The following is a 1844-nucleotide window of genomic DNA, read 5'->3' on the forward strand; positions in this document are numbered from 1 at the left end:
GAGTCTGGGACAAAACCAGTAAATATTAGTAAAAAAGGGCGTCCCTTCCAATGACTTTCATTGCAAGGGACGCCCTTTCTCTATGGATGTTTCTGTACGTTTATACACAAAAAGAGATCCCTCTGCTATAATTAAAGCACCACACAATAACCAAGGAGGGATCCCTTATGTTTACTTATTATAACATGAATCAAGTGGTTTTGCCTTTAGATTTTGAAATGAAATTGCAGGAAAATGATATTGCCTACACGGTACACGAGATGGTCGAACAGATTCCTGAGGAAGCCTTTGACGGCTTCGCTCGTGACACCGGTTGCCCCTCTTATCACCCCAAAATGATGATGAAAATCATCCTCTGCGCTTACACCCAGTCCGTTTTTTCCGGTCGGAAAATCGAAGCGCTCCTCAAAGACAGCGTCCGCATGATGTGGCTCGCTCAAGGCTACGAACCGAGCTATCGCACCATCAATCGATTCCGAGTGAATCCTCTTACAAAAGAACTTCTTCGCCAGTGCTTCGTACAGTTTCGCTGTCAGCTTGTCCAGGAAGACGTCATTGATGATGAAGCTGTGTTTATCGACGGCACAAAACTGGAAGCGAACGCCAATAAATTCACCTTCGTCTGGCGACGAATGAGTGAACGATACAGTGATCAGCTTATCGAGAAGTCCAACCGTTTCTATGAGGAACTCCTCGACAAAGAGATCATTCCGGGCATTGAACGCGAGAGTGCTGATGAACTCACGACCGAGGAACTTCAAACCATCACGGAACAGGTGGATGAAACGGTAGCTTCTTATGACCAGAAGATTGAAGAAAGTACGGATACACAGGAACGGAAGAGGCTTCGTTCCGAACGGAAAGAACCGAAGCAGTACCGGAAGCAGTTCCAGGACATGATCACCCGTAAAGAGAAGTATCAGAAAGATATGGAGATCTTCAGGGGACGTAATAGTTATTCGAAGACGGATCATGATGCGACATTCATGCGTATGAAGGATGACTATATGCGTAACGGACAGCTCAAACCTGGATATAACCTGCAACTCGCTACCGAAGGACAGTACTCGCTCGCTTATCAAGTATTCCCGAATCCGACGGATACCCGTACGCTCATTCCGTTTCTCGATCATATTGAAAATCATTTTTTTGATCTTCCTGCCTACATCGTCGGAGATGCCGGATATGGAAGTGAACCGAACTACGAAGACGTACGTTTCCAACGGGAACGAACGCCACTCATCACTTACAATAACTACCGGAAAGAGAAGAAGAAGAAATACAAAGAAGATCCCTTCAACGTGGCGAACTGGCCGTATGATAAAGAAACGGATACCTTTACGTGTCCGGCTGGTCAGGCATTGAGATACCAGTACGATTCCCGGCGGACAGATCGGCATGGCTATACGCGCTTCTTCAAGGTCTACGAGTGTGACGACTGTACCGGCTGCCCGTTGCGAGCTTCCTGTACGAAAGCGAAAGAGGGGAATAATCGAAAGATTTATTATAACGAGACGTGGGAAGATCACAAGTCCTATATGAGAGAAAAGCTTTCGGAACCAGAAACGAAGGACATCTACAAACAACGTAAAGTGGATGTAGAACCAGTTTTTGGATTCCTGAAAGCTTGTTTGTGTTTCCGACGTTTCTCCGTGCGCGGCACGGAAAACGTGGAAAATGAATTAGGATTTGCGCTGATGGCGGTGAACCTCCGGAAATACAACGCCACCATCGCAAATTCTGCCTCTGGAGACTGGAAAGACCGATATCGAAAAAGCTCCGATCATCTTTTTACGATGATCGGAGTTTTTTTACTACGAGTCCGAGTTAGTTATGTCCCAGAC

At 46.1% G+C, this 1844-nt stretch carries 1 protein-coding gene; it reads left to right on the forward strand.

From position 1 onward, the window contains the following. Positions 1-167: 167 nt before the first annotated feature. Positions 168-1844, forward strand: a 1677-nt coding sequence (locus CKW00_RS13370) for an IS1182 family transposase (RefSeq protein WP_095822976.1), incomplete at its 3' end; no start/stop codon positions are given.

This window comes from Salimicrobium humidisoli, from assembly GCF_002295105.1.
Lineage (GTDB): Bacteria > Bacillota > Bacilli > Bacillales > Halobacillaceae > Salimicrobium > Salimicrobium humidisoli.